A 23,915-nucleotide genomic window follows, 5' to 3' on the forward strand; every position below is an offset into this window, starting at 1 on the left:
CGCAAAATTTATTGAGCGTTGAAAAAAATATACTTCTCTGTTGGTTTTGTTTTGATGAGCCTTGCTGCCATGGCACAAAACGGCGTTATCAAAGGTAAAATCAATACAGCCGACGGTGAACCGGCTGCTTTCGTGACTATTGGACTGAAAGACACCAAAAGAGGCACTATTACCAATGAAGACGGTACTTTTACCGTTAAGAACGTGAAGCCGGGCGTATATACCCTCGTGATATCCTGCACTGGTTGCCAGCCGGTCCAAAAAACAGTTACCGTTGCACCGGACCAGTCTGTGGAAATCCACCTGGACCTGGCCAATACCGCCAGCCAGCTGAATGAAGTAGTGGTAGACGGTACCCGTACCCGTACTATCAACCGCAAACCGGTATCCATCGGCAAACTGCCGGTACCGGTGATGGACCTGCCCCAGAGTGTGGCCATTATCGGGCACGAAGTACTGGCAGACCAACAGGCGCAACGCCTCAGCGATGTGGTAAAAAACGTGAACGGCGTTTATATGGCTTCCCAGCGCGCCGGTACACAGGAAACTTTCAACGCCCGCGGTTATGGCTTCTCCAGCACCAATATGTTTAAAAACGGTACCCGCGTCAACTCCGGCGCTATGCCTGAAATGAGCTCCCTCGAGAGAGTGGAAATCCTCAAAGGCAGCGCTGCCATCCTGTATGGTAACGTCGCTCCGGGCGCAGTAATGAACATGGTGACCAAACAACCGAAATTTAACTTCGGTGGCGAGGTGAGCCTGAGAGCCGGCAGCTATGGCCTGCTGAAGCCTGCGTTCGATGTATACGGCCCTATCTCTTCCAAAATCGCATACCGCGTGAACGGTACCTTCGAAACGGCGGACAGCTACCGCGATCAGGTACATTCCAAAAGATATTATATAAACCCGTCGCTGTTGTTTAAACTGAGCGACCGTACCGAATTAGTGTTACAAGGCGATTACCTGAAGCATGACTTTACACCGGATTTCGGTCTGGGTTCCTTCGGCGATACGCTGATCAACAAAGCACCCCGTAACACTTTCTACGGAGCGCCATGGCAATATGCCCATACGCAACAGGCCACCGCTTCTGCCAACATCAAACATAAATTCAACGAGAACTGGTCTATCAATGGTTTGATATCTTATTCAAAGTATAACCGCGATTATTATTCCATTGAAAGAATACAGGCTAACTCCGCAGGTGACTGGAATCGTCCGCTGGGCAGAAATGCGACCAACGAAGATTATTATGCTGCGCAGGTAGATCTCACTGGTAAATTCAACACAGGTAGTGTAGGTCACACTGTACTCGCTGGCGTGGACGCTGACCGTTACATGACCGGCACCTATGCTTATGGTCTTCCTACCGTAAAACCTAAGTCTACCGGTATTTACGACAGTATCAACCTGTTTGATCCTGCTAAATACACCCGCCGTACGGATATGCCTGTAGATACGCTGTTAACGGTAAACAACGTGCCTATCAACAGGCTGGGTGCTTATGTCCAGGATTTGATCAGCATCTCCGAAAAACTGAAAGTGCTGGCAGGTGTACGTGTATCTTATCTGCAGAACGAATCACCGGTTAACTACAACTTTGTAAATGGTGCCAGAAAAGAAGCTGCTTCTAAATATGATCACGCAGTTTCCCCGCGTTTTGGCATCGTCTATAAGCCTGTTGCTACTACTGCTTTGTTTGCCAGCTACTCTACTTCCTTCACGCCCAATACCGGCCAGGATATTTATGGAGAAGCAGTAAAACCTTCTATCATCAATCAGTATGAGGTAGGTGTAAAAAATGATTTCTTTAAGGGGCTATTGTCTGTTAACGTAACAGCTTACCGCATCCGCAATAACAACTACGCGCAAACAGCGCCATTGAAAGCAGACGGTATTACTGAAAACACGGATCCTAACGTAAAATCCCTGATCGGTGAAACCCTTAGCCAGGGTATTGAAGTTGACATCGCTGGTCATCCTCTGCCTGGACTGGATGTTATCGGCGGTTACAGCTACAACAGCATGACGGTGGAGAATACCCCCAATACCAAAGGTTCTGTGATCGCTGGTCAGCGTCTGGTAGGTAATCCTAACCATACTGCCAACGCCAGCGTGTTCTATACCTTCCAGCAGTCAGCCGTGAAAGGTCTGAAGCTGGGCGCTGGTTTCTACTATATCGGTCAGCGTTATGCCGGTTGGAACAATACCGTAGGTCAGACACAGAAATTTAACCGCATGATCTCCGTACCGGGTTACAGCACGCTGGACCTCAGCGCTGGTTATGCTTTCAAACGTTTTGCGGTAATGGGTAAAGTGTCTAACGTTACCAACACTTACAGCTTCTACGTGCATGAGAACTACAGCATCAACCCGATTCCGCCTACCCAGTTTGTGGGCACTGTTTCCTACAAATTCTAATGGGTACTTTTTATAGTTAGCGAAGAGGCTGTCCCGGGGGGCAGCCTCTTTTTTTTTACCTGTTAGATCAAAACCGGCACCGGATGCCTGCGCTGATGTACAGGTTGGTCGCCAGCCGGTGTTCAGGGCGGGTGGAGAAGATGTCCGATATCTTTTTATCCCTGAACGTCGCAGAACGTAATAATACCGTACCGCCAGCGAGATTGAAGTCGATTTTTTTGCTGAGATGCAGCGTGTTTTCCAGGCCGAGGCTCATTTCCTGGTAGCCCATCAAACGTTTGCCGTCTTTCCTGTTTTCCACGTCATAGGCGCCACCGTTGAAGCGGAAAGCGAGCGCCAGGTCGTCGTATTTGCTGAGGGAGCTGCTCACGCTGAGTTTTTCGGGGAAGTTGATGTCCACCCTGAAGCGGTTGCCTGTGCGCCACTGTACCAGCAGGGCGGGCAATACCATGGGCGCGCCAAAGCTGTTGGTGAGGGCGGCGCCTACGCCAAGGTTTAATTTGGGGTTGATTTTGCGGATGAAGATCACACCGCCGGTGATAAAAACATCTTCGTAGGTGATTTTCTCCATGTCTGTATATAGTCCTACAGACAGTACGCCCATGAGGCTCCATTTGGGATTGAGCGAACGCATATGCTGCAGCGCTATTTCCCCGCCAAACAGTTCTTTGGGGAAGATATTCTCTTCATAATCTTTATTGGAAAAGCGGGTGTAACTGCCCATGACGCCCAGGTTCCAGATGCGCATTTTGCCGGTAGCGGTGTCAATTTTCTGCGACAACAGGAAACCGGCGCCCATAGAGAAGCGACGTTGTGCACTGGTGGCGGGCATTTTGAGGGAATCTTCCGGACGGATATAATGGCTGGAGGGCTGATAATCTGCGTTGATCGCAATGCCGGGGCCATTGAGGCTGCTGGCGCCCAGCTGCGCTTTGACTGCGCCTGACAACAGTAAAAGGCCCGGCAGCAGCCAGTATGCAGGTTTATGATTAAACGGCTTTTTGGTAAGTCGTGATTGAATGCAGGAAAGAAGGTGTACCATATCGAAAAAATATTCAGTTTCGATATCGACACCTTACTTATCTTCTACCCCTATTCCTTGCAGGAAATTTTTGAAAGCGGCTCCACATCAAATTTGAGGGCTGCGTCATTATTGGTGAAAACGGGGATGCCTTCGGGGTTGATGCTGTCCGGCACAGCTTCATAGATTTTGTCGTCCTGTAGTTTGAATACAACCGGGCGCGTGTTTTGTACGCCTTCGCTCATAAAAGCGTACTGCGCATGGATAATATTATTGCGGATGTTGCCGCTGATAGTACCGGTATTTTTATCTTTTTCAAAATAACGATAGCTAAGGTCGCCGCTGATGCTGGTGTCCCGGATATGCAGCTGTAGCGACACGCTGTCTTTGCCGTTGGTCTTCAGAAAACAGCCGTCGCTGCTGCCGCTGGTCACGTCTGTTTTTAAACTGTCAGTATTTTTATTAGCTTGGCTGCCCGATTGGCTGCAGGAGGTCACCACAGCGGCCACGAACAAAAAGAAGGGAAGTGTTTTCATAAAATTTAACGTTTGAAAAATTAAAAATAACCAAATGACCAAATTTCTGAGGGTTTTATGCCTGTTATTTTTTTTACGGGGGATATGTGCCGCCTCGTCCGATACGGCTGTTAATAATTGTCAACGTTGTATCGTGCTGGCAGAACAGGCGGAACATCGTATAGCCATCGCCGATGTCACGTCCGGAAAAATCATCTGGGAGTGGAAGCCTGCACTGTGCGGCGTGCTGCCGGAGCATGTGAAGTGGTTCAATAATCCCAGCGAAGCCAAGGCTGTTTACAAAGGGAAATATATCCTGATGGCGGCTTCCGGCGGTGGCGTGGCCCTGGTCCGTATCGCCGATAAAAAGACGGTCTTTTACGGATATGCGGGCGGTAATACCCATTCTGCCGCCATCCTGCCGGATGGTAATATTGTCAGCGCTTCCAGCACGGGCAATTACCTGGTGGTGTTTAAAACAGACACCACAGGTTATAATGCCAATGGCTATACGAAAAAAATACCGGTGGCTTTCGGGCATAATGTGGTATGGGACGTTTCGCACAAATGGCTCTGGACCGCGGCGATGGACAGCATGATCGTGTACCGCTACAATTACGACCAGGCGGCGCCGGACCTGCTGCGTGATACCGCTTTGCTGCTGCCCGGTACGGAGGCGCATGACCTGTACCCGGAATATGGCACTCAAAGCTTATGGCTGACGAATACGACCCATGTGTACCGTTTTGATGTCGCTACCCGGCAACTGTCGCCCGCGCCGGTTATACAGAAAAACATCAAGAGCGTGTCTTCCGGCCCGGCGGGGTATCCGGTGATCATCTGCAGGCCAAAAGTGTCCTGGTGGACGGACGAGGTGCTGGATGCACAGGGCAACCGGGTGTTTATGCAGCCGGGACTTAAAATCTATAAGGCCCGCTGGGTATTGGACGACCCTTTCAGTGAATAGTCACGGTAAAGCGGGCCCCAATTTTAATTTTCGTACTTTTGCCGCAAATGCAAAAAGGAACATACTCATTAGGAAATATTCTTTCCAATCTCAAGATCGACGCGCTCAACGAAATGCAGGAGGCATCGGTAGCGGCCAACCAGCAACCGCAGGACGTTATCCTGCTGTCGGCCACCGGCTCCGGTAAAACCCTCGCTTTCCTGTTGCCCGTGCTCGACCGGCTGGACCCCGACCTGAAGAAAACACAGGCCATGATCGTAGTGCCCTCCCGCGAGCTGGCATTACAGATCGAAAAAGTGTTTAAACAGATGGGCACCGGCCATAAAATCACCGCCACCTATGGCGGCCACCTCCGGGAAACAGAGGAAAACAACCTGATACAGCCGCCGGCGCTCATTGTAGGCACGCCCGGCCGTATCGGCGATCATATCCGCAGAGGCAATATCACCACCGATACTATCCGGACGCTGGTGCTCGACGAGTTCGATAAAAGCCTGGAGCTGGGCTTCCAGGAAGAAATGGCTTTTATCGTCGAATCGCTGCCGAATGTCAATAAAAGGATACTCACCTCCGCCACCGAAGCGGTGGAAATACCTGACTTTGTACAGCTGAACGAGCCGCAGAAGCTGAACTTCCTGCCGGAAGACGGTACCCCGCAGGCCCGGCTGGCCTACAAACAGGTGCTGTCGCCGGAAAATGACAAGGTAGATACCCTCTTCCGCCTGATCTGCCACCTGGGCAACCGTTCCACCATCGTGTTCTGCAACCACCGCGACGCGGTAGAACGCACCAGCACCATGCTGAGCGAAAAAGGCATCCTCAACGAGTTCTACCATGGAGCAATGGAACAGCGGGACCGCGACGCCGCCCTGTGCAAATTCCGTAACGGGACGGTCAACGTACTCGTTACCACCGATCTGGCTGCCCGCGGACTGGATATCCCCAACATCCGGTACATTGTCCATTTCCACCTGCCGCATACGGAAGACAGCTGGACGCACCGCAACGGCCGTACCGCCAGAATGGAAGCCAGCGGCACCGCCATCGTCATCCTCGCGCCGGATGAAAAACTGATGCCTTATGTCACCGAAGACATAGAAACCATCGAACTGCCGGAGACAGCTGTTTTACCGCAGAAACCCAAATGGACGACCTTGTACATCTCCGCAGGAAAAAAAGACAAGGTCAATAAAATTGATATCGTCGGTTTTCTTACCAAAAAAGGCATGCTGAAGAAAGAAGATGTGGGACTGATAGAAGTGAAAGACTTCTTCTCTTTTGTGGCCATTGTGAAATCCAAAGCCTCTCATACTTTGCAGCTCATTAAAGACGAGCGGATAAAGAACAAGAAAGTGAAGATAGAAGTCGCAAAGTAAAAACAATAGTAAGAGGCCGGAAGTGATTCCGGCCTTTTTTTATCCCTTTAAACGCAAGATGATGTATACCTCGGGAAATGTCTTCTATAACCGGCAGCTGGCCGGTGTTATCGCAGCTACCGCCAACGGCTATACTTTTACCTATGATGCGGTCTATCTCCGTCATCCGCAGGCGCTCCCTGTCAGCCTTACCCTGCCGCTTACGGAAGGGGCTTACTTCAGTCAGCAGCTTTTCCCTTTCTTTGATGGACTGATCCCCGAAGGCTGGCTGCTGGACATGGCAGCAAAGCGTTGGGGCCTGAAAACCTATGACCGCTTCGCGCTGTTGCTGCATACCTGCCAGGACGCCATTGGTGCTGTCAGTATTATTCCTCACCCTCCCATCTCCTGAGCAATGGCCAACTGTTGTTTTTGTTACCAGGATGCCGGTACCGAAGCCTGGCATCCACACTGCTGCGAAGCATTTTTCGGTCAGCCGCAGGTACCTGTGTTCTTACCCGGAGAAGGAGGGTGGGAACAGGCCGCCGCAGTGGTGATCGCACAGCATATTGCGGTAACGGGCGTACAACCTAAACTGCCGCTGACAGCCGGCGCCCTGCAACGCCGGCATATCTTTAAGCCGCAGCATCCGCATTTTCCTTCGATGCCTGAAAATGAAGACCTGACCATGCATCTGGCCACGTTGTTCGGTATCGATGTATGCCGGCATGCGCTGGTGACGGCCGCAGATGGAAGCTGGGCGTACCTCGCCGCCAGGATGGACCGAAACGGAGATCAGCAGCTGCATATGGAGGATTGCTGCCAACTGGCGGAACAACCGGCAGACAAAAAGTACCACGGGTCGTACGAAAAAATCGGCCGCCTGCTGGCTAAATATTGCAGCGATCCGGTCACAGACCTGAAACGGTTCTTTGAGCTGGTGTTATTCTCCTACCTGACCGGCAACAGCGATATGCATCTGAAAAATTTCTCTGTATTGCACCGGCAGCATACCATCACGCTGGCGCCAGCCTACGATCTGCTGAACATCCACCTGATCAACCCCGCGGACACAGAAGAACTGGGCCTGACGCTGAATGCCCGCAAACGTAAGCTCAGGTTATCAGATTTTATAACGCTGGCAGAACGATTGGGTATTTCCCCCGCCACGCGGGATGGAATATTTCATCGGTTTACAACATTGAATCACCAGGTAGAAGTGTGGATCAATGCTTCTTTCCTGCATGCAGCTGATAAAGAAAACTACCTGCGGATCTGGGAACGGCAACAGAAAATCCTGGCTTAATGTAAGCATTGCTATTCATACCGGTGCGTTACTTCGATCAGCCCCACGATATTGTCGTTCATCGCTTCGAGGTCTTCCGCAGGTATCCATAATTCGTCATGGATAACGCCGCCTACGTTCTGCACGGGATAGGCCTTCAGAAAGTCGGTGTTGACGGCAAACCGCGTCACATATCCTTTGCCATAAGCCGGCACATTCCATTCGGTGGTGATCTGAACGGCATATGCTTCATTCATGACAGGGTAGAAGATGGGCTGTTCCGGCAGCCTCGGCGGAAACCGTTTCCAGCCGGATTGTTCGATCAGCAGCAATTCTGCTTCGCCCACAGGGCGGTATAAGGTGGTGGTCATATTGGGTTAACTATTTTTTTAATGCTATGATGGTCCGCTCAAATGTTTGTCTCAGCAGCGCTTCGCTCAGTTTGAACGGTTTGCCGGCGATAGAACTGTTTTGCAGGTGGAAGTTGACGAGCGTATAAAAAGGGCCGTAGGCCAGCGCCCAGTACACCTCCGTGGGGAGTTCCACAATCTGCTGGCGGCGCACGGCATTGTCGTTGAACTGTACCATTGCCTGTTTAAATTCATCTTTCCCTACGGCAGGGTGCAGGATCAGCGGCGAGTTACGGAACTGTTCCGTAAACTGGTAATGCAGCGGATATTGCCGGATATAACGGTAACGGTTGTTCCATTGCAGCCACAGGCCGGCTTCAAAATCCATCCCGGGGTCAAAATTCAGCATCGTCTCGCGCACAAATACCGCCATCACATCAATATACAGCTGGTTCAGCAGGTCTTCCCTGTTTTTGAAATAGATGTAGATGGTAGACACGGAGATGTCTACCGCTCTGGCCAGTTTGTGCATACTGAGGCCATCAAAACCCTCGCGGACGATCATTTCGATGGCTTTTTCCCGGATAAGGGCCGCTTTTTGCTCGTCTTTTACACGCATAACCCGGTAAAGATAAAGCGAATAATTGTTCGTTTTACTGTTTACTGCAGAAAATTCAGGCTGCTGCCGGGGTCTATTTCGTAGGGTGTTTTACCGGCTTCAAACACACGGGCGGGAGGCTTGCCTTCCAGTGTAATATTATCGCCTTTTACCAGTATCCAGCCGCCTTCCCGCAGGCCCAGCACGGGCGTGTTGTGCTGTGTATGGAATTCTTTGATGCGCGTTTCACGCGTTTCGCCCATATGTGGCAAATCAGGGATGGGGTCAAGGTAATGGGGATTCAGGTTAAAAGGCACCAGTCCCATCGTCTGAAAGCCCGGCGGATATACGATCGGCATATCGTTGGTCGTTTGCATGGAAACACCGCCGATATTGCTGCCGGCGCTGCAGCCCATATACGGACGGCCTGCCTCCACGGCTGCTTTCAGCTCGTCCATCAGGCCGCGCTCCAGCAGTTCCTTCACCAGCAGGAAAGTATTTCCTCCACCGGTGAAAAAGCCCTGTGCCCCGCGGATAGCTGCCGCGGGATCGGCAAAGGTATGAAGACCTTTTACCTGTATCTGTAAAGGCGCAAAAGCCGCCGCAGCTCTCGCTGTGTATTCATCATGGGAAATGCCGCCCGGACGGGCAAAAGGCACAAAGATAATTTCAGTGACGCCGGCAAACAGCGTCTTCATCACCGGTGTTAAATAAGCCAGATAACCTTCTCCGTAAAGGGTAGACGTGCTGGCCAGGACAATATGTTTCATGTTACGTTGTTCTCGAACGCCAAAATTAAGGGTTCGGGCGGGATTAACATCTCCCCATTTCTTCTTTTCCCTAATTATCCCGATATTTAACGATACTATTCACTTAACCTTATATACGTTATGGAAATGAACCTCAGGGGGCTCTCGGCCCTGATGATCTCTGGCGCCGCCCTGCTGGGCGCCTGCAACGGCACGAACGCACCTAAAGAAGACAGCAAAACCGGCGCTGACACGGCGGCCGTGATCGCTACTGCCGCCGCTCACAGCTACGGACAGGCCGATGGCCAGGAAGTGCTGCAATACACGCTCCGCAATGCGGCCGGCATGGAAGTGAAAATTTTAAACTACGGCGGTATCGTCACCGATATCATCACACCCGACAAACAAGGGCAGAAAGCCAACGTGGTATTGTCTTACGACTCGCTCAGCGGCTACCAGCAAAAAGGACAACCCTATTTCGGAGCACTGGTAGGCCGGTATGCTAACCGCATCGCGAATGCTAAATTCAAACTTGACGGTAAAGACTACACGCTGGCGGCTAACGATCACGGCAACACGCTGCACGGTGGCGTCAAAGGCTTCGATAAAGTGGTATGGGCAGCCACACAGGCGGGCGACAGCTCCCTGCAACTGGAATATACCAGCAAAGACGGGGAGGAAGGCTATCCCGGTACTATGAAAGCGACCGTGGTATACACGCTCACGCCTGATAATGCCCTGAAGATCCATTACACCGCTACCACCGACAAAGCCACACCGGTCAACCTCACCAACCACAGCTATTTCAACCTCTCCGGCGGAAAAGACAGCACTATCCTCAACCAGGAGCTGGAACTGAAAGCCAGCCGCTACACGCCGGTGAATGATAAACTCATCCCCACCGGGAAGCTGGCCCCTGTGAAAGGTACCATGATGGATTTTACGACGCCTAAAAAAGTAGGAAAAGATATCGCTGCGGTGAAAGGAGGATATGATCACAACTTCGTGCTCGATAAAGCAGCCGGCAGCCTCGAAACAGTGGCTACGCTTTATGATCCGGCCAGCGGCCGTTTTATGGAGATGTCTACCACTGAACCAGGCGTGCAGTTCTATTCAGGGAACTTCCTCGATGGAACGTTGTCCAATACCCGCGGCGGACAGAAATATGTGCAACACGCAGGCCTTTGCCTCGAAGCGCAGCATTTTCCCAATTCTCCCAATCAGCCGGATTTCCCCAATGTGATCCTCAAACCGGGAGAAACCTATCAACAAACAACGGTGTATAAGTTCTCCACCAAATAATGAATAACCGGTGTTGCAGCAGATAGCCGCAACACCGGTTTGTTTTTTAGTAGTTCGGATTCTGTACCAGCGTACCTTTGCTCTTGTCTATCTCCGTCTGCGGCATCGGGAAATAATAATGCTTCGGCCGTATGAATTTCCGCGGCGAACCGCCTCTGCTCATCACGCTGCCATCATAAGCCAGCTTAGGCTGATTGTTAATGGCCACGATATCAATCAGCTTCGCTTTGTCCCATCTCAGCAGGTCCTGCTGCCTTTCGTTTTCTCCGCACAGCTCTACCCTGCGCTCATGCATCAGCTCTTTCATGCCGGCATTGTGTACCGCCGGTAACGTTGCGGAGGCGCGGGTACGCACTGCCTGTATTTCAGCATCGCCGGCGCCGGGGCCGTTCAACCGTATCTTGGCTTCTGCTACCAGCAGGTAAATATCTGCGCTGCGCATCAGCGGTGTTTTCAATGAGTAGTTCAGACCGCCGGAAGGCTTCCAGGCACAGAATTTTTTGTAGTGGTAGCCGGACCAGGAAAGGTCGGGCGTAACAGTCTCTATGCTGGTGCCTACATTGATTTTGTCACCAGGGGCCATGATGCAGATTTCCTTACGCGGATCTCCTGCTTCGAATTCATCCACCAGCCCTTTGGTAGGGTAGAAGAAACTCCAGCCGTTCCACTTGCGGGGAGCGTGATAGGTGATGAAGTCTGAATAACCATAACCGTCCACTGTTTGTACGGCAAACAGCATCTCGGAGTTGTTGCCGGTGGCTACGCTGAAATTATCGCTGTACCGTGGCGCCAGCGCATAATTGGCGTTGCTGGTCACCTTGGTGCCCACCGCAATGGCTTTGTCCAGCTGTCCCCATTCCATGTACAGTTTACAGAGCAGTCCCCATGCGGTACCTTTCCTGACACGGCCCTTATCGGTTTCGCTGTATGTTTCGGGCAACTCGTCGGCGGCCAGCAGCAGGTCTGCCTCTATCTGTTTACGCAGCTCGTCAGCGCTTACTTTGGGTTTGTTATAATTGACTTTAATGACATCATCTTCGGTGATGATGGGTACTTCACCATATACCAGCAACAGGCGCCAGTAGGCGAAAGCACGGAGGAAATGAGCTTCGCCGAGGCAACGCTGTTTGATGGCGGCGTCGATGCTGGTGATCTTCGGGATATTGATCAGCGCACTGTTGGCACGGTTGATCATTTCATATTTCCATCTCCAGCCTGCCCGTACGGTAGGGGTGGAAGCATCGTAGGTAAACGCTTCTATGGCATCGTCATAGTCATGATCGCCGCCGCGTACCTGGTCGTCTGAACAGTTGTCGAAAACGAATTCGTTGAAACCGGTATAATCTTCTTCCAGCAGGATATTGTAAATGCCGGTGATACCGTCTACGGCCTGGTCCTGGTTACGCCAGTAGTTGCCTGTAGTGAAGTTGCCCTGTGGCTGTACGTCCAGTACATTTTTACAGCCGGATAAAAGGGTGGCGGCGGTAAGGCCCGCCAGCAGTATATGTTTCATTGGTTGCATGGTCGTCAGTTTTAGAAGTTGAGCGTAGCGCCGAAGGTGAATGTTCTTGCCTGCGGATAGGCGGCCACGTCTACGCCGCGCTGGCGGTTACCGTCGCTGGTGCCGCTGCCGCTGCCGTCGCCGGTATAACCCAGCTGCGGCGTGAGCCCTGAATAGGAGGTGAGGATGAACAGGTTCTGCGCCGCCACGTATACACGTACATCGGAGATACCGGTACGGCCCCATACTTTCGCGGGGATCGTATAGCCGAGCGCGATATTGCGGAGCGAGAAGTAATCTCCTTTCTCCACAAAACGGTCGGAGGTGCGGTTGTTACTGTTGTCGCTGGAAAGGCTCATCCGCGGCACACTGTTGCTGGTGCCGGGCCCATGCCAGCGCTGCAGCGCCTCTGCATACATATTGTACGGATAAGTGGGGTCCATGCCCTGCATCTTATCGGCGTTGTACAGTTTCACGCCGCCTACGCCGGCAAAGGAGAGGCTCAGATCAAATCCTTTGTACTGAGCGCCGGCCTGGATGCCGTAGGTCACACGGGGATTGGGATCGCCGAGGTTGGTACGGTCCAGCTCATTGACGATACCGTCGCCGTTGATGTCCACGAAACGTACGTCGCCGGGTTTGATATGCTCCTTGTTGGGATCTTTGGCGATAGAAGGATCGCTGTCAATTTCCTGCTGCGTCTGATAGATACCGTTTGTTTTCCAGCCGTAGAAAGATGCCAGCGGCTGTCCTTCATAGGTGCGGGAGATTTCCTGGTTCTGCCGGCCATAGTTGGTGGACGAGATATAGGAGCCGGCTTCATACAGGCGGGTAACGGTGTTTTTGATAAGGGAAGCATTGGCGGAGACATTGTAGCGGAACCGCTCATTGCCGCCCTGGTAGCTGACTTCCAGCTCCCATCCCTTATTGTTCATCTGGCCGATGTTCTGGTCGGGGATGGCGGAGGTGCCATGCAGGTCCATCGCTGCTGCGGGCACCAGCATGTCTTTGGTGTTCTTATTGAACCAGGTGATCACCGCATTCAGCCTGTTGTCGAAGAAGCCGGCTTCCAGGCTCACGTTGGTCATCTCGGCTTTCTCCCAGGTGATATTGGGGTTGGCAAGGCGGGAGTTCCATACGCCCACATAAGGGCTTTCGCCGAAGTTGTAGCGCCTGTCTTTGTTCACAGGAGCGAGGTACTGGAAATCGCGTACGTTCTGGTTGCCCAGCTGTCCCCAGCCACCGGTGATTTTCAGGTTGCTGATAAACTTCACGTTGTCTTTGAAGAAACTCTCATCCGATACGCGCCATCCGGCGGAGAAGGCGGGGAAGTAGCCCCAGCGTCTGCCCGGGGCGAAGCGGGAGGAGCCGTCGGCACGGAAGGTGACGGTGAGCAGGTACTTTTCCTTAAAGCCGTAGAAACCTCTTACGAACCCGGACGCGATAGCGTTCTGCGGGTTGAAATTACCGCTGGCGTCGTGGATGTCGTTGCCGTTGTCGAGCACCCGTACGTCCGGCGATTCGTCGGCAAAGCCCCAGCGCTCGCCTTTGAAGAAGTAACCTTTAGCCACCTGTTGGGAGTAACCACCGGTGAAGGTTACGTGGTGCTGGTGGAAGAATTTGTTGTAAGTGAGGAATACTTCGCTCAACTGGGAACTGTTGGATTCGCTGCGGTTCCACAGTTCGGCATGGTCGCGGGCGCGTGTCTGGTCCAGTACTTTAGGAACGAAGCTGGACTGGTTGAAGATACTGCCGTCATATCCGTAGTTGCCGCGGAGGGTGAGGCCATCGAGGATTTCCAGTTCTGCGTACACATTGGCCAGTATACGGTAGTTCTTGGCCCAGCCGTCGGTAGTTTGCGCGGTAAATACCGGGTTGTTGATGTCACCCAGTTCATTGCTGGCTTTGGAGGAGCCGTAGCTGCCGTCGGGATTGAATACCGGGATGGCTGGGTTGAAGCGCAGCGCGCTGAAGATAAGGCCCGTCTGGGAGGAGTAGGTGTCGAAGCCTTTATTCTGACGATAGGTCAGCTGCAGGTTTTCACCGACTTTCAGGCGTTTGCCCAGTTTATGTTCTGAGTTGATGCGAACGGTGTACCGTTTGAAGAAAGTGTTTTCTACGATACCTTTTTCATCATAGTAACCGGCGCTGAAAAGATAGTTGGAGCTGCTGTTGCCGCCACGGAGGCTCACATCGGCGTTGGTCACCTGGCCTGAACCAAGCAGGGCGCGCTGCCAGTCGGTCCGCTGTTCGGCATAGTAAGGGTCGTTCCAGATAGGATCTATTTGTTTACCGTCGTTGGTATAACGTTCTTTCTTCAGCATCACGAGATCGGGCGCGCTGAGCAAAGGGATATACCGTATGGCATTGGATACGCCTTTGTATACGTTCACGGACGCTTTCAGCTTTTCGCCGTAGTTGCCTTTTTTGCTGGTGATGATGATCACGCCGTTGGCCGCCCGCGTACCATAGATGGCAGAGGAGGAGGCGTCTTTCAGCACTTCCATGGAGGCAATGTCATTCGGGTTGATGTCGCTGATGCCACCGGCGGGCACCCCGTCGATGATCACCAGGGGCTCGGCGTTGTTGATGGTACCGGTGCCGCGTATACGGATGCTGGGCGTGCTGCCGGGCTGACCGTCCGACCGTACGATGTCTACGCCGGTAACGCGGCCCTGCATGGCCTGTGCGGCATCGCTGACCGGCAGGTTTTTGATGTCGGAGCCCTTCAGCGAGGAGATGGTGCCGGTCAGGTCGCGGCGGGTCTGGGTACCGTAGCCTACCACCACTACTTCGCCCAGTCCCTTGCTGGTGGACTGCAGGGCGATGTTGATGACTTCCCGGTTGCCGATGGTGATCGTCTGCGGCTCATAGCCGAGAAAGGAGAAGGTGAGCGTTTGTGCTGTTGCAGGTAACGGTAATTTATACACGCCGTTAGCGTCTGTGCTGGTGCCTGTACTGGTGCCGGGCACGGTGATGGTTACACCCGGCAGTCCCTGGCCGTCAGGAGCGCCGGTTACTTTACCGGTGATCGTTCTTTGTGCCATGGCCACTGACGCTATAGCGCAGAGAAAGGCCAGCAGAAAGCCCGTTTTTCTAAGAAAGGAAAACTTCATGATGAATAAATGAGCGGTGAATGAAAACTGTTTGTAAGCGTGATCAATGATTGTTTCTGTCTCAGTTGGTTGTTTGCTTCTTGTCTTTGGGATAAATAAGTTTTATTGTTTAGCAAAGGTTTGCATAAATATGTTTTTCACATGACGCGCGCTCCTCCCTGGTCCTTAACTATATCGATTTAGCTAAAGAGGTGCGCTTTAACATCTCTCTGAAAATGTAAGCGCTAAAGTTTTAGTGGAAAATACAGTTGTTGGTTTTTCTTCTTGGTCGATACTGTTTTAGTTTTAGACAAGTTAATGAATTATGTAAATTAAGCGTATAGTTTTTTCTCAACAGGCTACGGCATGTTAATTATCTATTAACAGTTGACGGGAAAATATTACCTGCTTTACAAGCGGCCGGGTTTTCAACAGGTTACCTGCTGGCATGTTTCCGGGACATCCGGGAAAGTGTCATCCTGTAATGGATAAAACAGGCCATAGAAAGTTGTTGTATTAAATATGTTCAATAGAGGAGGCGAAAGCTGTTGCCCGCTTGGTTGCCTGTCTCGTACGCAACATATAATATGTTCATGAGACGTCTGTTGCCAGACGTCGCGGACCCTGTCGGATGATCCGGTGGACGCATTGGGACGCCTCTTCCCTGTTATGCCGTATGCCATGAAAGCGTTCCCTGTACGCTTGCTGAGCAAATGCCGAAGCGTTTAGGAGCCTGCCGTGTTGGTTCTTATCATGTCTTGTTTCTAAGGATGGTTTCCGATACAATATCAATACCTATACATTTATCCCGCCTTATACCATTACTCATTACCTGATAATCTGCATCCCCGAAGAAAGTATTTGAAATGTAGCGCGCTTTCTGTACATTTATTGCTGTACCCCTGAAATATGAACGATCATCCCTAAAGCAAGTATCGTATATGCTACACCGTTATCCCGGCCGCAACGCTTCTTTTTGGGTCATCACAGATGCCGCTGCCATTCATAAAAAAACGGAACCTCCCTTCCGTCCATACGGAACAGGATTGATGACACCGGCTATTGCAGTGCGTATACAATAATATTCACGCCGAACTTCGTATTGTCCTCCGCCAGGAAACGTTTGTTGCGGAAATCATAATCCCATTCACAGCCGTAATCTTTGTTGCTGTACAATACGCCAATGCGGCCGTTGACTTCGATAGCTTTCAGATAGTCATGCACAAGATCATCTCCCCAGCCGTTCAGCTCAAAAGAAGTATTGGGTGGTCCCTTCTCGAAATGAAAAAAACTACTGTAGACAGGATGAGTGGAAGGTATCTTCTTTAACGCATGCGCACCAAACAATTGCGCCATCTGCGTTTCAAAGGAGCGGGCAAACAAACCATCGATATCATGGTTGCAGTCGTCCACAAAAACGAAACCGCCCCTGTTAACATACTGTTTAAAGTTGGCCGCTTCGGCCGCATCAAATTGCACGAGCTTATGCCCGCTGAGATAACAAAACGGATATTGAAACAGCTCGCTGCTGCTGAGATCTATCACCTTCTCCTGCATGGCCACCGGTATAGTAGTGTACTCAATCAATGAATTGAGCAGGTTGGAAGGCATCCGCTGATCAGTGTCCCAGTCGCCCGACCGGTATCTTAATCTCACAAATGTAAATGTATTCCCTTGCATGCGTTTATCATTGGCTGTTGCCGTCAGTCTAATTTTTCTTCAATTTCATATTTTTATTTCGTTATTTACTAATTTATTATTTGGTTATTTTGTGTGAGAATAAACCTGCGGGAAATTTAATAACCCGATGCCAAAATCAGAACAAAATCAAATGGGTATACAATTGCTGGAAAAGTTACCGCTGCTTAAACAGGAAATCAGGAAAGTTATTGTTGGCCAGGAAGCCGTGCTGGACGAGGTATTGGTAGCCATGCTGGCCGGAGGCCACTGCCTGCTGGAAGGCGTGCCCGGGCTGGCCAAAACATTGATGGTGCGCACCCTGTCACAGGCATTGCACCTGTCCTTCCGCAGGATTCAGTTCACTCCCGACCTGATGCCCACCGATATCATCGGCACGGAAGTGCTGGAAGAAGATCATGCAACAGGCAAACGTTTTTTTAAGTTCAACAAAGGGCCCTTATTTGCTAATATAATACTGGCGGACGAAATCAACCGTACGCCGCCTAAAACGCAATCCGCACTGCTGGAGGCGATGCAGGAGTTTGAAGTCACCTATGCCGGGCAAACCTATGCGCTGGACAGGCCGTTTTTTATCCTCGCCACCCAGAACCCGATAGAACAGTCCGGTACATACCCGCTGCCGGAAGCGCAACTCGACCGTTTTCTGCTGTACGTCAAAATCGGTTACCCCTCTGAACAGGAGGAAACCGCTATCCTGTCCGGTACCACCGGTACTCGTAAAGTTGAAGTGCAACCGGTGCTGGATGCTAATGATATCAGGCAGTTACAGCAGCTGGTACGCGAAGTGTCCATCGATGCAGACCTGGTATCCTGGGTAAGCCGGCTGGTACGCAACACCCGTCCAGATACCACCACCGTCGACTATGTAAAGGAATGGGTGCGCTGGGGCGCAGGCCCCCGGGCCGGCCAGGCACTGATCCTCACTGCCAAAGCCCATGCTTTGCTACAGGGCCGCTACGCCGCTACCACAGAAGATATTACCGCTATGGCTTATCCCGTGCTGCGTCACCGCATCCTCATGAATTTCAGAGCAGAAGCGGAAGGCGTACACCCGGATAAGGTAACGGAGAAATTGTTGCAACAAATAGAAAGAACACCTACCCGCTTATCCTGATCAATATGAGTAACCTGCTGGACCCGAAAGTATTGCTGGCTATCAAAGACCTGCCGCTCGCCGCTAAAACGGCGGTGGATGGCTTTATGGCCGGAATGCATGCCAGCAGGGTAAAAGGAGCCGGACTGGAATTCAGCCAGTACCGCAGCTATCAGCCGGGAGATGATCTCCGCTGGCTCGACTGGAAGATGTATGCCCGCTCCGACAGGTATTATATCCGGGAGTCGGAAATGGAAACCAGCATCGACATCAGTTTCCTGGTAGATGCCAGCAATTCCATGCTCCATACGGAAGACGGGATCTCTAAAATAAATTACGCCCGTTACCTCGCGGCTTCGCTCGCTTACCTGGCGCATCTCCAGGGCGACGCAGCCGGACTGGCGGTGCTGCACCATGGCCGCCTGTTTACCATGACGGCCAGAAGAGAAGCCCAGCACATGGCACGCCTGTATTACCAGCTGGAGCAAATACAGCCAGGCGGTACTTTTACAGCGCCTGTACAATACCGCGATCTCTTCAGCGGTCCGCATAACCGGCAGCTGCTCATCTTCATCACGGATTATTATGAGCAGTCGGGTGAAATCACCACCCTGTTACAAACATTATCGGCCCTGGGGCACGAAATACTGGTGTTTCACCTGCTCGGAGAAAAGGAATGCACCGGCGATTTCAGGGGCTACGATGCGGTAGAAGACCTGGAAACAGGCCAGCGGCTGGAACTGACGGGCATTGCTGATACGAACTATCCTTCAAGGCTTGAACAATACAACGATCACCTGCGTACACAATTGCTGCAGCGGCGTATCTATTACCGGCAACTGCTGCTGCAGGAGCCGCTGGATACCGCCCTCCGCGATTTTCTGAACCAGCGTAATAAAATGAGAAAATAGTTTTGCTGCACCTGCTACAACCCATATGGATGACGCTTGCCGCCGGAATAGCCGTTCCGGTGTTTATCCACTTGTGGCATCGCCGCCCGGGAAAAGTACTCCGGATCAGCAGCATTCAACTGCTCACGGCCGCTTCGGTACGACATGCCCGCAGCTGGCGGGTGTCTGACTGGTGGCTGTTGCTGCTGCGCTGCCTGCTGATCATCCTGCTGGCGTTGTTGTTGTCTCAACCGGTTTGGCGCCGGCCGCTGACGGCCCACACCGTAAAAGGCTGGGTGGTGGCGGAAAAGACGGCATATCCCGCTTTCCGCATGCAAATCGATTCTTTGTTGCGGCAGGGATTTCAATTACATGCCCCCGATACCGGTTTGGCACGCCTGCACCGGCCGGAAAACCTCCCGCCCGATACCCCTGCTGCCGCTTACTGGGCACTGCTATGGGCACTTTCCCGAAAGGTGCCGGCAGATCTGCCGGTATATCTTTTTACGGGCAACCGGCTCGCCCGTTTCTCAGGGCCCATGCCGGCGGTGGGTTTATCCCTTCACTGGCAGACAATGACGCCGCCGGATTCGGTTGATAACTGGAATGACTATACGTATTTGGCGGATAGTGACAGCCTCCGTATCCGGAAGGGCAGGAGCACTCCGTCGGGCACCACTTTCAGTTTCGTCGATACATTGCCCGGCGCTGCTGATACGGCCACTTTGCATTATACCATCTATACCGATAAATACCAGGAAGACGCCCGCTACCTCGCGGCCGCGCTGAAAGCGGTACAGCAATATACCCACCGGAAAATCAACCTGCTGCTGGTAAAAGAGGCTGCCGTCATACCCGCTTCGCAGGACTGGCTCTGGTGGCTGTCCGACAACCCCGTGCCGGCCGGCATCAAGGCCGGACGGGTAATACGTTATGCTACCGGTACGCCACAGCCCGTGGCAGCCACCGTCGCCGGTACTAACATCCGCGTCTTTCAGCGCCTGCCGGTAAAAGATACCACCGGCGCCGCATGGCCCGACAGCTACGGTAACCCGTTGCTCGCCAGGGACCAGCTTTATACGCACTTTCACCCGGCATGGAATGAACTGCCCTGGAGCGGCGATTTTCCCCAAAAGTTGCTGGAACTGTTATATCCTGCCGCTGTTGATAAACAACATGACCGCCGTAGCATAGACGCCCGGCAACTCGTATTGCCGGTGCACGCGGCCGTAGCGAAACCGGCCGTCAACCCTCTGCAGGAAACGCCATTGGAGAAAATAACCTGGGGTATCCTGTTGCTGGTATTTTGCGCAGAACGATATCTCTCATTCAAAACGGGAATAGCCCATGAATAACGTCAACGGTCATATGAAAATAGCCGGTATCCGCACCCGCTGGGTGCAAAGCCAGCTATTGCGGTATGGCTTGTTGTCCATAGCCCTGGCGGCGCCGCTGGCGCTGTTTGGCGCTATCCCGGCTGTTATCGGGGGCATTTTGTCACTGGCAGTGCAGTTGTGGTGGCATCAACCCTGGCGCCTGCAGGAAGAAGAAGTGGCCCGTTACCTGGACCAGACGTTCCCCGAGCTGGAAGACAGCGCTGCGTTGCTGCTGAAGCCGGCGGCCGGCCGGAACCTGCTGGAAACGCTGCAAACGGAGAAGATCAGTCCCGTACTGGACAACCTGCAACTGCCCGGTAAATTTTACCGCCCGCTACGCCAGGCTGCCCTGGTTGCATTGTTTATGGTAACATTCACGATAGGTTGGCATATGCTGAACAACTATCTGGCAAAACTGCCGGTAACGGCCAACAACGCCCCGGGTGCAACCGCACGGCCTGAAAAAGTACTGCCCGGCATCAAAAGCGTACAGATCACGTTACAACCGCCGGCTTATATGCGCCGTTCAGCCCATACCCAGTCAGCATTCAATATCACTACGCCTGATAGCTCCCTGGTAAAATGGGAAATACATACGAATAAAGAAGTACAGGAACTGGCCCTGCTGTTCAACGACAGCACCCGGCTGACCTTACAGCCGGATGCGGCGCATACTACGTGGACGGCTATACGGACTGTCCGCAAATCAGGATTCTACCAGGTATCCATGAACGGCAGTCTCTCGGAGCTGTACCAGTTACAACTGTTGCCCGACCAGCTGCCGGTGATACGTATCACCAACCCCAAGCCCCTTACAACGATAGAATTCGGGCAATCCACCAAAGTGAACGTACAGGCAGCCCTGACAGATGACTATGGCATCCGGGACACACGCATAGCGCTAACCATCACCAGCGGCAGCGGAGAGGCCGTTCGCTTCAAAGACCAGGAACTGTCATTCGATAACAGCTTCAGCGCTCAGCTGCCGCAATACCAGGTGAGCAAAACGCTGGACCTCTCTGCCATGGGACTGAAACCCGGCGATGAACTGTATTTTCATATACGCGTGACCGATACCCGCCGGCAGGAAAACCGCTCGGACGTGTATATCATCACCCTGCCGGATACCGCACAGCTCTTCAGTATGGAAGGCATGGTGACCGGCGTGGCCTTTAAGCCGGAATACTTCCGCAGTCAGCGCCAGATCATCCTCGACGCGGAACAGCTGCTCCGGGAGAAAGACAGCATCGGTACGGCAAAATTCAACAGCCGCAGCAACGACCTCGGCACCGATCAGAAGCTGCTGCGCCTGCGCTATGGTAAATTCCTCGGCGAAGAATCGGAGTCCAACGTGGGAGATCCCCGCGTGGCGGCGGAAGAAGGGCATGATGATCATGACCATGGTCACGATCATCACGGCAAAGAAGAACAGGGGGCTGTGGACCCCAAAGACTTTGGCAACGCCGCCAAAGTACTGGATGAGTTTACGGATAAACATGACAACGCGGAAGACGCCACTTTCTTTGATCCGGAGATCAAAAAACAGCTGAAAGCCACCCTGACGGAGATGTGGAAGTCGGAGTTACAGCTCCGGCTGTATAAGCCACAGGAGGCATTGCCGTTCGCCTATAAGGCGCTTCGCCTGCTGAAAGACCTTCAGCAGCAGTCCCGCGTGTACGTCGCCAAGACAGGCGTTAAAACCACGCCGCTGAAGCCGGAGAAGCGGCTCACCGGCGAACAGGATAAGATTCAGCCACGGCAGCAAAAAGAAACGGTCGCTTACCAGGACCAGCTGCTGAATGTGCGGCAGGCGTTAGCCGTTCTCGACGCTATGAAAGCCGGTGATACCAGCGGCCATGCGGCGGTGCTCGGGGAAGCGCAACAGCTGCTGGCGACACAGGCGGTTGCTACGCCGGCGGTCTACCTGCCGGCCCTGGAAGCAATGCGCCGCATACAAATGCAGAAAGGCACGGAGAAGGATATACGTACTGCGCAACAGGGGCTGCAGAAAATGCTGAAAGCACCGCCGTTACAACCGCAACGCACACCGGCGCCGGTTGCGCCCTCGCTGCCGCAACATTATTTTCATAACCTTAAAACCGGCACGCCATGACCAGCTGGAACTACTTTTTGTTGGTGATCGGCGTCATCATAGCCGGCTGGCTGATCACACAGGAGGTGCGCCGTCCGAAAAAACAACGGCTGGCAGCACGCATCATCGCTACGCTGGTCGCGATAATATGCCTGCTGCTGGCGGGATGGCCCGTGTATGTCCCGCGCAGCGAAACGCCGCCGGCTCCTGCTGTGAAAGTCACTGCCCCGGCAGCGGGCATCGTCGCCTGTGACTGGCCCCGCCGTCTGTCTGCCGGCAGCGAATGGGTGGTGCAGGGAAGATACCGGAATAATACTGCCCGCCCCGTTACTTTACGGCTGGCCGGTTTTGATACTACCCTGGATTCTCTGGTGATAGCGGCTCAGCAGGACTCCTCCTTTTCCCTCAGCGCCCTGCCCCTGCATCAGGGCAGGGCAGTGTACCGCATCACCGCTATGGCGGGAAACGATACGCTGGAACAACAGCCGTTGCCGCTGGAGGTCACGCCCGTCACGCCGCTGACAGTGCTTTTCCTGGCGCAGGCCCCCGATTTTGAAAACCGCTTCCTGGCCGACTGGCTGGTGCAACAGGGAAATGCAGTGGCTATGCGCACACTGGTGGCCAAAAACAAATACCTGCTACGGTTCTCCAATTTCCCGCAACAGTCGCTCGATGTGCTTACGCCGGCCCTGCTCGATAAATTTGATGTGGTGATCGCTCAGGCCGGCGCTATCGATAAAAATACCCGTACCCGCCTTGAAGAGGCGGGCATAGGACTGGTGCTTAAAGCAGACAGCGCCGGAACACAGCCGCGTCCCGTCCGGCTGAAACTCCGCTCAGGACGCCGCTTGCCGGCCTTGTCCACCGGTCCGGGACAGCTACTGCCCGCGGGCGGCGGTCAGCTGCCGTTGGTAACAGACAGCCTGCATCGCGCTTATGTAACGGTATCGCTCGCCGGCGGAGGTAAACTGGTACGTACCCATCTCTTCAACACCTACAGCTGGCAGCTGGAAGGGCAATCCGCTGCCTATGGTCAATATTGGTCCGCCGTTCTGGAGGCGGCCGCCCGGAAAAAGGCTGCTGCCGAAAAAATAACCGTACTTCCGGCCATCGCGCGGGTATACCGGCCACTGGACATACAACTGGAAACTACTGCCACGCCGGCGGTACAGGCGGGCGGCATTGTTTTGCCGCTGGCGCAGCATCCCTGGCTGCCTTACCGCTATAGCGGCACCTGGTGGCCGCTGAAGACCGGCTGGCAACAGATCCGCACCGGTACCGGCGTCTCCTGGAATTATATCTTCCGGGAAGATGATTGGAAAAATTTACAGGCTACGGCCTATTCCCCGGCGCCCGCGCCGCCGCGGCAGACAAACCTCGTGCCGTTGTCCCCCCTGTGGTGGCTGTTGCCCTTGTTCTTCGCGCTCATCTTTTTATGGTGGGAAAAGAAAATGTGACGAGTGGCTGAAAAATGTAAGGAAAAAAAATTAGCTTAGAATGCTATTAGGGGTTACGGGGTTTTATGCTCATGAGAATTGCATCACCATGCTGTCAATGGTGCATGGAATCACAGATACCCGCTGTCAACTAGAATCTAAACCAAA

19 protein-coding genes are annotated in these 23,915 nt (G+C 52.9%); 11 read left to right on the forward strand and 8 right to left on the reverse strand.

Annotation, left to right across the window (positions count from 1 at the left end; genetic code table 11):
• Positions 1-18: 18 nt before the first annotated feature.
• The gene (locus tag HF324_RS10720; protein WP_246269487.1) at positions 19-2,421 is read left to right on the forward strand and encodes a TonB-dependent receptor; all 2,403 of its coding nucleotides are present in this window, start codon (positions 19-21) and stop codon (positions 2,419-2,421) included.
• Positions 2,422-2,488: 67 nt separating this feature from the next.
• Here HF324_RS10720 and HF324_RS10725 read toward each other — a convergent pair whose 3' ends face one another.
• Positions 2,489-3,463, reverse strand: a complete 975-nt coding sequence (locus tag HF324_RS10725) for a DUF6268 family outer membrane beta-barrel protein (RefSeq protein WP_168802468.1) — start codon at positions 3,461-3,463, stop codon at positions 2,489-2,491.
• A 50-nt stretch (positions 3,464-3,513) separates the two neighbouring features.
• On the reverse strand, positions 3,514-3,978 hold the full coding sequence (locus tag HF324_RS10730) for a hypothetical protein (RefSeq protein WP_168859755.1): 465 nt from the start codon (positions 3,976-3,978) through the stop codon (positions 3,514-3,516).
• A 34-nt stretch (positions 3,979-4,012) separates the two neighbouring features.
• Here HF324_RS10730 and HF324_RS10735 point away from each other — a divergent pair, with 34 nt between their 5' ends.
• The 4 genes from HF324_RS10735 to HF324_RS10750 are packed head-to-tail and all read left to right on the forward strand — an operon-like array spanning position 4,013 to position 7,585.
• Complete coding sequence (locus HF324_RS10735) at positions 4,013-4,924, forward strand: DUF6528 family protein (RefSeq protein WP_168859756.1); 912 nt, start codon at positions 4,013-4,015, stop codon at positions 4,922-4,924.
• 47 nt (positions 4,925-4,971) lie between these two features.
• Entirely contained in the window at positions 4,972-6,300 is a 1,329-nt protein-coding gene (locus HF324_RS10740) for a DEAD/DEAH box helicase (RefSeq protein WP_168859757.1), read from the forward strand.
• Between the two features lie 58 nt (positions 6,301-6,358).
• Positions 6,359-6,691, forward strand: coding sequence for a HipA N-terminal domain-containing protein (locus tag HF324_RS10745; RefSeq protein WP_246269488.1), 333 nt, complete (start codon positions 6,359-6,361; stop codon positions 6,689-6,691).
• A gap of 3 nt (positions 6,692-6,694) precedes the next feature.
• Positions 6,695-7,585 carry a HipA domain-containing protein gene (locus HF324_RS10750; protein ID WP_168859758.1) on the forward strand — a complete coding sequence of 297 codons (891 nt, stop codon included), beginning with the start codon at positions 6,695-6,697 and terminating at the stop codon, positions 7,583-7,585.
• Between the two features lie 11 nt (positions 7,586-7,596).
• Here HF324_RS10750 and HF324_RS10755 read toward each other — a convergent pair whose 3' ends face one another.
• The 3 genes from HF324_RS10755 to pepE are packed head-to-tail and all read right to left on the reverse strand — an operon-like array spanning position 7,597 to position 9,282.
• Entirely contained in the window at positions 7,597-7,935 is a 339-nt protein-coding gene (locus HF324_RS10755; protein ID WP_168859759.1) for a hypothetical protein, read from the reverse strand.
• A 10-nt stretch (positions 7,936-7,945) separates the two neighbouring features.
• A complete protein-coding gene (locus tag HF324_RS10760; RefSeq protein WP_168859760.1) occupies positions 7,946-8,533 on the reverse strand; it encodes a TetR/AcrR family transcriptional regulator in 588 nt (195 codons plus the stop codon).
• Positions 8,534-8,574: 41 nt separating this feature from the next.
• Positions 8,575-9,282, reverse strand: a complete 708-nt coding sequence (gene pepE / locus HF324_RS10765) for a dipeptidase PepE (RefSeq protein WP_168859761.1) — start codon at positions 9,280-9,282, stop codon at positions 8,575-8,577.
• 120 nt (positions 9,283-9,402) lie between these two features.
• On the opposite strand from pepE, the gene HF324_RS10770 reads away from it, so the two are divergent.
• Positions 9,403-10,563 (forward strand): aldose epimerase family protein, encoded by a 1,161-nt coding sequence (locus tag HF324_RS10770; RefSeq protein WP_220101293.1) that lies wholly within the window; start codon positions 9,403-9,405, stop codon positions 10,561-10,563.
• Positions 10,564-10,609: 46 nt separating this feature from the next.
• Here HF324_RS10770 and HF324_RS10775 read toward each other — a convergent pair whose 3' ends face one another.
• The 3 genes from HF324_RS10775 to HF324_RS10785 all read right to left on the reverse strand — a co-directional run bounded on the left by HF324_RS10775 (position 10,610) and on the right by HF324_RS10785 (position 16,815).
• Positions 10,610-12,085: a RagB/SusD family nutrient uptake outer membrane protein gene (locus HF324_RS10775; protein ID WP_168859762.1), complete on the reverse strand. Its 1,476-nt coding sequence runs from the start codon at positions 12,083-12,085 to the stop codon at positions 10,610-10,612.
• 11 nt (positions 12,086-12,096) lie between these two features.
• On the reverse strand, positions 12,097-15,180 hold the full coding sequence (locus HF324_RS10780; RefSeq protein ID WP_168859763.1) for a SusC/RagA family TonB-linked outer membrane protein: 3,084 nt from the start codon (positions 15,178-15,180) through the stop codon (positions 12,097-12,099).
• A 1,038-nt stretch (positions 15,181-16,218) separates the two neighbouring features.
• Positions 16,219-16,815, reverse strand: a complete 597-nt coding sequence (locus HF324_RS10785; RefSeq protein WP_220101294.1) for a DUF4159 domain-containing protein — start codon at positions 16,813-16,815, stop codon at positions 16,219-16,221.
• A gap of 175 nt (positions 16,816-16,990) precedes the next feature.
• On the opposite strand from HF324_RS10785, the gene HF324_RS10790 reads away from it, so the two are divergent.
• From HF324_RS10790 to HF324_RS10810, 5 genes are read left to right on the forward strand one after another with little or no spacing between them, the layout of a single operon-like run.
• A complete protein-coding gene (locus HF324_RS10790) occupies positions 16,991-17,974 on the forward strand; it encodes an AAA family ATPase (RefSeq protein WP_220100716.1) in 984 nt (327 codons plus the stop codon).
• Positions 17,975-17,979: 5 nt separating this feature from the next.
• Positions 17,980-18,864 (forward strand): DUF58 domain-containing protein, encoded by an 885-nt coding sequence (locus HF324_RS10795; protein WP_220101295.1) that lies wholly within the window; start codon positions 17,980-17,982, stop codon positions 18,862-18,864.
• Positions 18,865-18,893: 29 nt separating this feature from the next.
• Positions 18,894-20,198 (forward strand): BatA domain-containing protein, encoded by a 1,305-nt coding sequence (locus HF324_RS10800; protein ID WP_168859765.1) that lies wholly within the window; start codon positions 18,894-18,896, stop codon positions 20,196-20,198.
• Positions 20,191-22,332, forward strand: coding sequence for a DUF4175 family protein (locus tag HF324_RS10805; RefSeq protein WP_168859766.1), 2,142 nt, complete (start codon positions 20,191-20,193; stop codon positions 22,330-22,332). Before HF324_RS10800 ends, HF324_RS10805 begins: the two co-directional genes overlap by 8 nt.
• Positions 22,329-23,768 (forward strand): hypothetical protein, encoded by a 1,440-nt coding sequence (locus HF324_RS10810; RefSeq protein ID WP_168859767.1) that lies wholly within the window; start codon positions 22,329-22,331, stop codon positions 23,766-23,768. Before HF324_RS10805 ends, HF324_RS10810 begins: the two co-directional genes overlap by 4 nt.
• The last annotated feature ends 147 nt before the right edge of the window (positions 23,769-23,915 follow it).

The sequence above is a fragment of the Chitinophaga oryzae genome (assembly GCF_012516375.2).
Taxonomy (GTDB): domain Bacteria; phylum Bacteroidota; class Bacteroidia; order Chitinophagales; family Chitinophagaceae; genus Chitinophaga; species Chitinophaga oryzae.

Bases quoted from the DNA above. Each gene is read 5' to 3' on its own strand.
- HF324_RS10770 (WP_220101293.1), top strand. From the start codon at position 9,403: ATGGAAATGAACCTCAGGGGGCTCTCGGCCCTGATGATCTCTGGCGCC.
- HF324_RS10790 (WP_220100716.1), top strand. From the start codon at position 16,991: ATGGGTATACAATTGCTGGAAAAGTTACCGCTGCTTAAACAGGAAATC.
- HF324_RS10775 (WP_168859762.1), bottom strand. From the start codon at position 12,085: ATGCAACCAATGAAACATATACTGCTGGCGGGCCTTACCGCCGCCACC.
- HF324_RS10760 (WP_168859760.1), bottom strand. From the start codon at position 8,533: ATGCGTGTAAAAGACGAGCAAAAAGCGGCCCTTATCCGGGAAAAAGCC.
- HF324_RS10755 (WP_168859759.1), bottom strand. From the start codon at position 7,935: ATGACCACCACCTTATACCGCCCTGTGGGCGAAGCAGAATTGCTGCTG.
- HF324_RS10735 (WP_168859756.1), top strand. From the start codon at position 4,013: ATGACCAAATTTCTGAGGGTTTTATGCCTGTTATTTTTTTTACGGGGG.
- HF324_RS10740 (WP_168859757.1), top strand. From the start codon at position 4,972: ATGCAAAAAGGAACATACTCATTAGGAAATATTCTTTCCAATCTCAAG.
- HF324_RS10725 (WP_168802468.1), bottom strand. From the start codon at position 3,463: ATGGTACACCTTCTTTCCTGCATTCAATCACGACTTACCAAAAAGCCG.
- HF324_RS10810 (WP_168859767.1), top strand. From the start codon at position 22,329: ATGACCAGCTGGAACTACTTTTTGTTGGTGATCGGCGTCATCATAGCC.
- HF324_RS10805 (WP_168859766.1), top strand. From the start codon at position 20,191: ATGAATAACGTCAACGGTCATATGAAAATAGCCGGTATCCGCACCCGC.
- HF324_RS10745 (WP_246269488.1), top strand. From the start codon at position 6,359: ATGATGTATACCTCGGGAAATGTCTTCTATAACCGGCAGCTGGCCGGT.
- pepE (WP_168859761.1), bottom strand. From the start codon at position 9,282: ATGAAACATATTGTCCTGGCCAGCACGTCTACCCTTTACGGAGAAGGT.
- HF324_RS10795 (WP_220101295.1), top strand. From the start codon at position 17,980: ATGAGTAACCTGCTGGACCCGAAAGTATTGCTGGCTATCAAAGACCTG.
- HF324_RS10800 (WP_168859765.1), top strand. From the start codon at position 18,894: ATGACGCTTGCCGCCGGAATAGCCGTTCCGGTGTTTATCCACTTGTGG.
- HF324_RS10780 (WP_168859763.1), bottom strand. From the start codon at position 15,180: ATGAAGTTTTCCTTTCTTAGAAAAACGGGCTTTCTGCTGGCCTTTCTC.
- HF324_RS10730 (WP_168859755.1), bottom strand. From the start codon at position 3,978: ATGAAAACACTTCCCTTCTTTTTGTTCGTGGCCGCTGTGGTGACCTCC.
- HF324_RS10750 (WP_168859758.1), top strand. From the start codon at position 6,695: ATGGCCAACTGTTGTTTTTGTTACCAGGATGCCGGTACCGAAGCCTGG.